This is a genomic window from uncultured Microbulbifer sp. (assembly GCF_947489355.1).
Taxonomy (GTDB): domain Bacteria; phylum Pseudomonadota; class Gammaproteobacteria; order Pseudomonadales; family Cellvibrionaceae; genus Microbulbifer.
The window spans coordinates 1-7,948 of sequence record NZ_CANLDD010000092.1 but is presented as its reverse complement, the minus strand read 5'-3'; the positions used below and the strand labels follow the sequence as shown (position 1 = coordinate 7,948).

The 7,948-nt window shown below is 56.0% G+C and carries 5 protein-coding genes; 1 reads left to right on the top strand and 4 read right to left on the bottom strand.

Features of this window, described 5'->3' with window-relative positions:
* Positions 1 to 87 precede the first annotated feature (87 nt).
* The 4 genes from Q1A48_RS20105 to Q1A48_RS20090 all read right to left on the bottom strand — a co-directional run bounded on the left by Q1A48_RS20105 (position 88) and on the right by Q1A48_RS20090 (position 5,997).
* Positions 88 to 1,281 (bottom strand): CaiB/BaiF CoA-transferase family protein, encoded by a 1,194-nt coding sequence (locus Q1A48_RS20105; protein WP_299948488.1) that lies wholly within the window; start codon positions 1,279 to 1,281, stop codon positions 88 to 90.
* Positions 1,282 to 1,351: 70 nt separating this feature from the next.
* Complete coding sequence (locus Q1A48_RS20100; protein ID WP_299948486.1) at positions 1,352 to 2,500, bottom strand: acyl-CoA dehydrogenase family protein; 1,149 nt, start codon at positions 2,498 to 2,500, stop codon at positions 1,352 to 1,354.
* A 124-nt stretch (positions 2,501 to 2,624) separates the two neighbouring features.
* Positions 2,625 to 4,778 (bottom strand): 3-hydroxyacyl-CoA dehydrogenase NAD-binding domain-containing protein, encoded by a 2,154-nt coding sequence (locus Q1A48_RS20095; protein WP_299948484.1) that lies wholly within the window; start codon positions 4,776 to 4,778, stop codon positions 2,625 to 2,627.
* Positions 4,779 to 4,788: 10 nt separating this feature from the next.
* A complete protein-coding gene (locus Q1A48_RS20090) occupies positions 4,789 to 5,997 on the bottom strand; it encodes an acetyl-CoA C-acetyltransferase (protein WP_299948482.1) in 1,209 nt (402 codons plus the stop codon).
* A 381-nt stretch (positions 5,998 to 6,378) separates the two neighbouring features.
* Here Q1A48_RS20090 and Q1A48_RS20085 point away from each other — a divergent pair, with 381 nt between their 5' ends.
* Entirely contained in the window at positions 6,379 to 7,620 is a 1,242-nt protein-coding gene (locus tag Q1A48_RS20085) for an OmpA family protein (RefSeq protein ID WP_299948480.1), read from the top strand.
* Positions 7,621 to 7,948 lie beyond the last annotated feature (328 nt).

Here is a 7,948-nt window from a genome sequence, read left to right as displayed (position 1 = left end):
GTTTCGTCACCTTCATCAAAACCGGTAAACCCCCTCTTTTCAAGGAGATGTGTCAGATTTGGTCTGAACTAATACACCTTAATAACCTCAGACAATAATCCCTTGTGCGTATATCTGTTCAATCTCGCCGGAACTAAAACCCAGTGACTGAAGCACGCTGCGACTGTGCTCGCCGAGAGAGGCGCCAGCCTTGTGCTGCCGGTTTTTCACACCCTCAAAGCGGAAAGGCGTATTCACCTGCCGCAGCCTGTCGCCTTGGGATGTTGTGGCAGTACAGAGCATCTGCCGCTCCTGCATCAGCCTGCTGTCCGCCGCCTCATTGAAACTCAGCACCGGTTCGACACAGGCATCACAGTCTGCGAACGCCTCTGCCCACTCTTCCAGGGTGCGCTTGCGCACAACCCCGGCAATGTCCTCTTTGAGCCGTTCCTGCTGATCGTCTTCGAGCACCCGGTTCACCCACTGGGGGTGGCCAATGCGCCGGAAGAGAGTTTCGGCGAACTGGGGTTCCAGGCTGCCCACGGCTAGGTAGCGATCATCTGCGGTGCGATAGTAGTCGTAATAGCTGCCCCCATTGAGCAACTCCATTTCCATCTGTGGACTCCGGCCTACAGTCAGAGCACTCGCGCCGCAGAGGGTATTCAGGGAAAAGGCGCAGTCGGTCATGCTGATGTCTATTTCACAGCCGTTGCCGGTCTGCAGGCGCTGATATACGGCGGCGAGTATCGCCATGACCGCATGGTGCGAGCCCCCGGCGAGATCCGCAATCTGTGTGCCACTGAGACTCGGACCGCTGCGGCGGCGGCCGGAGTAGCTGGCCAGACCGGATAGTGCCAGGTAGTTGATATCGTGCCCGGCGCGCTGCTTGAACGGACCATTCTGGCCGTAGCCGGTAATGGAGCAATAGATAATGTCCGGGCGTATCTGGCAGAGCGATTTGTACCCGAATCCCAGCTTATCCATCACCTCCGGTCTGAATTGTTCGATGACAATGTCGTAATCTCCCAGGAGTCGTCGGACAATCTCCTTCGCGCCGGGATTTTTCAGGTCCAGAGCCAGGGAGCGTTTATTGCGGTTTATGCTGGCATGGGCAGCCGAGACTGCTTTCCCGCCGCCTACCATAGGGGGCAGGCCGCGCAGCATGTCCGGGCGTGCCGGGGATTCGATACGCAGGACCTCCGCGCCCATATCCGCCAGCAGCATGGTGGCGTAGGGGCCGGGAAGCAGGGTCGAGAAGTCGAGGACTCTTAATCCATCGAGCGGACCTTTATCGCGATTCATACTCTCCACTGCAATCTGTCTTGCGACAACAAAAATGGAATCCGAAATAATGTATCCGGATCTGTCCGGATCAGGTGTCCCCGAAGAGTTCGCGGGAGATAATCAGCTTCATGATTTCATTGGTGCCGGCGTAGATGCGCTGAACACGGGCGTCTGCCCAGGCGCGCGCAATGGGGTATTCCCACATATAGCCGAAGCCGCCGTGGAGCTGGACGCATTCGTCAAGGAGCTTGCACTGGAAGTCGGTGCTGAGCAACTTGGCCTTGGCCGCAGTGGCGACATCGAGTTTCTTTTCGTAGTGCAGCTCCAGGCAGCGGTCCACGAATACCCGCAGTGCCGTCAATTCACTGTCCAGTTCGGCCAGCTTGAACTGGGTGTTCTGGAAGGCGGAAATGGCTTTGCCGAAGGCTCTGCGCTCGCGCACATAGTCCAGGGTCCACTGGAGGGCAGCCTCGGCGTTGGCCAACGCAAAGATGGCGACACTGAGGCGCTCCTGGGGCAGTTCCTGCATCAGGTAGACAAAACCCTGTCCCTCTACACCGAGCAGGTTTTCCTCCGGCACCTTGACGTTGTCAAAGAAAAGCTCCGAGGTATCCTGGGCTTTCATGCCGACTTTCTCCAGGTTGGTGCCTTTTTGGAAACCGGGTGAATTCGCTTCCACGAGCAGCAGGCTGACTCCCGAGGCCCCTTCACTGGGATTTGTTTTCGCCACTACAATCACCAGATCGGCCTGCTGTCCATTGGTGATAAAGGTTTTGGAACCATTGAGCATGTAGTGGTCGTTGTATTTGATGGCCGTTGTTCTGACACTTTGCAGGTCGGAGCCGGCACCGGGTTCGCTCATGGCGATCGCGGTGACAATTTCACCACTGATACATTTGGGCAGGTATTTTCTTTTTTGCGCTTCAGAACCGTATCGGATGATATAGGGCACAGCGATATTGGAATGCAGACCCCAGCCGATGCCGGAAAGGCCAGCGCGGGCAACTTCCTCGTCGATTATGGAATTGTAGCCGTAATCCAGTGCCAGGCCGCCATAGGCTTCAGGTACCTGCGGGCACAAAAACCCCATTTCACCGGCCTTGTTCCACAGGGCACGGTCTACCTGACCGTCTTTTTCCCACTGGCTGTGGAAGGGTTCGGCTTCATTCTCGAGGAATTTGCGTACGGTATTGCGAAACTGCTCGTGATCTTCATTGAAAACTGTTCTGGGTATCATCGTTAACACAACCATGCCTTGTTATTATCTGAAACTGCGCATTTATGGGTTCACACCGGAAATGCCTGAGTGTGAATTGCCTGTGAAACCATCGCTATCCATGCCTGAGAAAGGTTTGCGATAACTATTTATCGGTCAGAATTTGCTGTGACTCCCCCAACTGTATCAACAAAGCCGGCGGGGAAAACCTGTCGCCATAGGCCCTGGCCAGTTGTTGGGCGCGCTGAACAAAGGCGGTAATCCCGTATTGATTGATATACTGCAGGGCACCACCGGTCCAGGGTGGGAAGCCAATACCAAAGATAGAGCCGATGTTGGCATCCCGCACACTGCGCAGTATATTTTCCTCATAGCAACGCAGTGTTTCTATAGCCATGACAAACAGCAGGCGCTCTTTCACATCTGCCATTGACAGCTGACTGGTCTGGGGAAATGCCTTTTGCAGACCGGGCCAAAGGTGCTTTCTGCCAGTTTCAGGATAGCTATAGAAGCCGCCGCCCGCAGCCTTGCCGGCACGCCCCAACGCCAGCATATGATCTATCGCGCTATCGGCCGGATGCGTGGATATTGCTTTGCCTTCACGCAGTAGGTCGTTGGTGGTCTGCTGGCGAATCTTCTCCATCAGGGTCAGGGAAACTTCATCACTCACTGCCAGCGGTCCTACCGGAAAGCCCGCCAGGGCTGCGGCATTTTCGATGCTGGCGGGATTGACGCCTTCGCTGAGCATACCGATGCCCTCGTTGGTGAAGCAGCCGAATACCCTGGAAGTGAAAAACCCGCGACTGTCGTTGACAACGATGGGTGTCTTACCGATTTGCAGCACAAAGGCGAAGGCCTGGGCCAGGGTCCATGCATTGGTTTCCCCGCCGCAAATAATCTCCACCAGGGGCATTTTGTCAGCGGGAGAAAAGAAGTGCATGCCGATAAAGTTGTCGGGACGCGAAGTCGCTTTGGCCAGGCCGGTGATCGGCAGGGTAGAGGTATTGGAGGCAAAAATGACCCCGTCGCCCAGTTGGGCCTCGGCCTCAGCAGTGACTTTGCCCTTGAGTGCCCGATCTTCGAAAACCGCCTCAATCACCAGTTCACAACCGGCCAGGTCAGCAGCACTGTCGGTGGCCTGGATACGGGATAATACCGACTGCATATGGGCCTCGTCAGTTTGACCGCGCTGCAGGCGTTTTTGCAGAGATTTTTCTGCATACGCTTTGCCTTTCAGTGCCGCCTCCATGGAGACATCCTTGAGCACCACCTCAACCCCTTTATTGGCACAGGTGTAGGCGATTGCAGAGCCCATCATGCCTGCGCCGAGAATACCGATTTTGTGGATTGGGGCCGTTTCCATTTGGCGGGCTTTCTGGGGCAGAGAGGCACCGGCTTTCAGTGCGTTGAGGGCAAACCAAAAGGTGCCGATCATGTTTTTTGCTACCTGCCCGCAGGCCAGGTCGACAAAATAGCGGGACTCGATACGGGTGGCAGTCTCGAAATCCACCTGAGCTCCCTCTACCACAGTTGCCAGAATCGCCTCGGGAGCGGGCAGGCATCCTTTGGTCTTTTTCTCCAGCATGGCGGGGGCTATCACCAGCAGTTGCGCATTTTGGGGGTCACTGGCATCCCCGCCAGGCATGCGGAAATCGGGCTGGTCCCAGGGCTGTAAAACCCGGTGGTGACCATTGGCCAGGATAAATGCCCGTGCCAGGGTCAACAGCTCCTCTACATCGCTGGCGATCTGTTGGATAAGACCGGACTTCAGAGCCTGCTCGGCGTGCACCCGCTTGCCTTCGAGTAAAAAGGGCAGGGCGTTTTGGATACCGAGCAGGCGTGGCATACGCTCGCAGCCGCCGCCGCCGGGCAGCAGGCCCAGGGTAACTTCCGGTAACCCGATCTTGACTGAAGGTGCGTTCAGGGCGATGCGCTGGTGGCAGCTGAGCGCGATCTCCCAGCCGCCGCCGAGGGCTGCGCCGTTGATTGCCGCGACCACGGGTTTCCCCTGGGTTTCCAGCCAGCGCAGATTGGCCTTGAGGGATTCGCAGGAAGCAAAGAAAGCTTCGGCTTCATTTTTGTGCGCTGCATAGAGGGAATTGAGATCGCCGCCGGCAAAAAATGTCTTTTTGGCCGAACGCACAATAATGCCCGCATAGTCTTCCCGTTTTAGCTGTTCAACAGCGCCCTGCAGGGCGTTGGTAAAATCCCGGTCCATCACATTTGCCGAGGCATTGGGATTGTCCATCATCAGATGGACAATATTGTCCTCATCTTTTTCCAGGTGAATGGATTTCATGATTTTCCCCCTACACCCGTTCAATAATGGTTGCAACACCCATACCGCCACCCACACATAGCGTTACCAGGCCGTAACGCAGTTTCCGCAGCTCCAATTCATCCAATACCGTGCCTATCAGCATGGCGCCAGTTGCGCCCAGGGGGTGGCCCATGGCGATGGCGCCGCCATTAACATTCAGCTTTTGCGGATCGATATCCAGTTCGCACTGAAAACGCAGAACCACCGCCGCAAAGGCTTCGTTGACCTCGTACAGATCGATATCCTGGACGGTCAACCCGGCGGATTTCAGGGCTTTGCGCGCAGCCGGTGCGGGTCCGGTTAACATAATGGTGGGTTCGGTGCCGACAACTGCGGCGGAGACGATGCGCGCGCGCGGTTTCAGGCCCTGATCGCGCCCGGCCTGCTCGCTGCCCACCAAAATGGCTGCGGCGCCATCGACGATACCGGAGGAGTTGCCGGCGGTGTGGACATGGTGGATATTTTCCACCTGGGGGTAGCGGGAAATGGCAACACTGTCGAAACACAGGTCTCCCAGATCGGCGAATGCGGGCTTCAGGCCCGCCAGTGCTTCTATGGAGGCATCCGGGCGCACCAGCTGGTCGCGGTTGAGGATTGGTAAGCTGTTCTGGTCCCGTACGGGCACGATCGATTTGGCAAAAGCGCCACGCTCCCAGGCCGCCGCTGCCTTTCGCTGGGATGTCAGGGCAAAGCGATCCACATCCTCGCGTGAGAAATCGCCCAGGGTGGCAATCAGGTCGGCACCGATTCCCTGGGGAACAAAGCCGGTATCTATGGCTGTGCGCGGGTCCATGGCCCAGGCGCCGCCGTCGGAACCCATGGGTACCCGCGACATGGATTCCACCCCGCCGGCCACGATCAGGTGCTCCCAACCGGAGCGCACCTTGGCAGCGGCCAGATTGACGGATTCGGCGCCTGAGGCGCAGAAGCGGTTGAGGGTGACCCCACCGATATCCCAGTCCCAGCCCGCGGCCAGCGTCGCAATTTTGGCGATATCCGCACCCTGCCCGCCAATGGGTGTGACACATCCCATTACCACATCATCGATACTGGCGGTATCCAGGGCATTGCGCGCTTGCAATGTGCACAGTAAATCGGAGAGCAGGGTGATGGGCTTGACTTCGTACAGGGCGCCACCGGGTTTTCCCTTCCCCCTGGGGGTGCGGATGGCATCGTAAATATACGCTTCGGTGGGCACGGTTTGGGCCTCTCTATTCCGGATTGCGGGTATAACCATAAGTGTGTGCGCCGTTGGCGCAATGATAAAAGACGCCAGCAGAGGTGACGCGGATGTCGGTTGTAAAAATTCATCATGTGAAGATTTACCGGGGCGGTTATTCCAATTCAACCTAACTGGGCAACCGGGCTGCCGTACACTCCAAAAAGCACCTTGTTTTTTATTGTCGGCCAAGCATTTTTGGCGGATAAATTAGCGATGCGAGAAAAATGTTTCCCCCGGTGCAGTTGTTGGCTCTTAAAATACACGATAACTATTCAATCTGTGCATATTTTCTCGTCTGGGATCGATAAGGCGTGAAACGCTTCTGACAGTGAGACAAGCAGGCAGGGAGGTTTGGTTATGGCGGAAAATCTACTGGATCTGGCGGCGGGCACACTGGGCACTGCAGGTATTGACTCCCTGGCTCAGGCACTGGGAATTCCGACAGAAAAAAGCCAGGCTGTCCTGGACACCGGCCTCGCAACGGTTTTGGCTGGAATGCTGAACAGGGCCAGTAGCAAGACCGGCATGGGTTACCTGTTTAATATGATCAGCGACGCCGGCGGGCCGGACTTGTCCTCTCTGTCAGAGAGTTTTGCAGAGCAGGAAAAATTTGAGGCCATTCAGAAAAATGGCGCAGAAATGCTGCAGGAGGTTTTTGGTAACCGGACCGAGGCGGCGGCGAAATTGACCGCTACGGCATTGCATGGCAGGAGCGGCAATACACTGCTCAATGCGACAGCAGTGCTGGCAACCTCCTTGCTGGGTGAGCAAGTGAAAACGCACAAAATGGATCTTTCTGACCTGGCCTCCTTTCTTATCGGACAGCGGGAATTCATTCGGGATAAAATACCCGAAGGGCTTTTAAAAGCCCTTGATGTATCGAATTTTGACAAGTTGGGTGCATCCCTGGTGACGCATGGTCATGCTAAGCCCCAGGAGCCACGCCCCGAGGCTTTGCACAGCTCCGGAAAAAAGCGCAAGCCAGTGAGTTTCAGTAGCTGGTTTTTTCCATTGCTGGTGGTACTGTTTGTGCTGTATGCGCTAAATATGTGCATGAAGAAAGGGAAAAATGAAATGGCGGAGCAGGAACCCTCCATGACATCAGAGGAATCCGCCTTTATGGAGTCCCCCTCGGAGCCGGCGGGAGACTCCCCTTTGGCAAATGGCGAAGTTCAGGTAAGCCCGGGATCGGATTATTTTGCCAGCAAGCTGCGCAACTATCTGAAAAGCAGTGCCCGAGACCCGAACCGGGAATTCCCCATGCAGGTGAAATTTCAGGCGCGCACGGCCAGAATTATCAATCCCTCGGCGCCGGATATTGACGTCCTCGCAAAGATACTGCAGGAGAATCCCAAGGTTACAATTGCCATAGAGGGTCACGTGAAAGGCCAGGGCGATGAGATTGCGGAGCAGGAAACTTCGCAGGAACGCGCGGATGTGGTGCGTGGAATTTTGTTGCAAAGAGGCATCACCGCTAACCGTATCACGGCCATTGGCATGGGCTCGGCCAAGCCGGTGACAGAAGATATGGCCGATGGGGAGAAAAATCAGCCATTAAAGAATCCGCAGATCAGCGTAAGGGTGGTGACTTTTCAGTAGTGACGGTTTGACCAAGGGGAGCATATTCTGTTTGGGTGGCACGCTAAAAAATCGGTGCAACGTAAGCGGCAGGTAAATAATATTATCCCGCCTATCAGTACCGTATACCATTATTTTTCCCGCACTTACTTTCGGGTCGGAAGGAAAGAGTACCTCTCTCCCAGGATGCGCTGTGATTACATCCCGGTATGCTCGTAATCAGCATCCATGCCTCATACAATCCTGGCCGGGGGATATTCCTCCCCCCGATCTTACTAGTCCAAAAGGGAGACCCCCCGGCTTTGCCGGGGAGGCACGCATAGTTTGACAGATCCGGAAGTCCCATAGT

What these genes read in the sequence shown, in the direction of transcription:
- Q1A48_RS20105 (WP_299948488.1), bottom strand. Translation starts at nt 1,281, where the DNA reads ATGAATCGCGATAAAGGTCCGCTCGATGGATTAAGAGTCCTCGACTTC.
- Q1A48_RS20100 (WP_299948486.1), bottom strand. Translation starts at nt 2,500, where the DNA reads ATGATACCCAGAACAGTTTTCAATGAAGATCACGAGCAGTTTCGCAAT.
- Q1A48_RS20095 (WP_299948484.1), bottom strand. Translation starts at nt 4,778, where the DNA reads ATGAAATCCATTCACCTGGAAAAAGATGAGGACAATATTGTCCATCTG.
- Q1A48_RS20085 (WP_299948480.1), top strand. Translation starts at nt 6,379, where the DNA reads ATGGCGGAAAATCTACTGGATCTGGCGGCGGGCACACTGGGCACTGCA.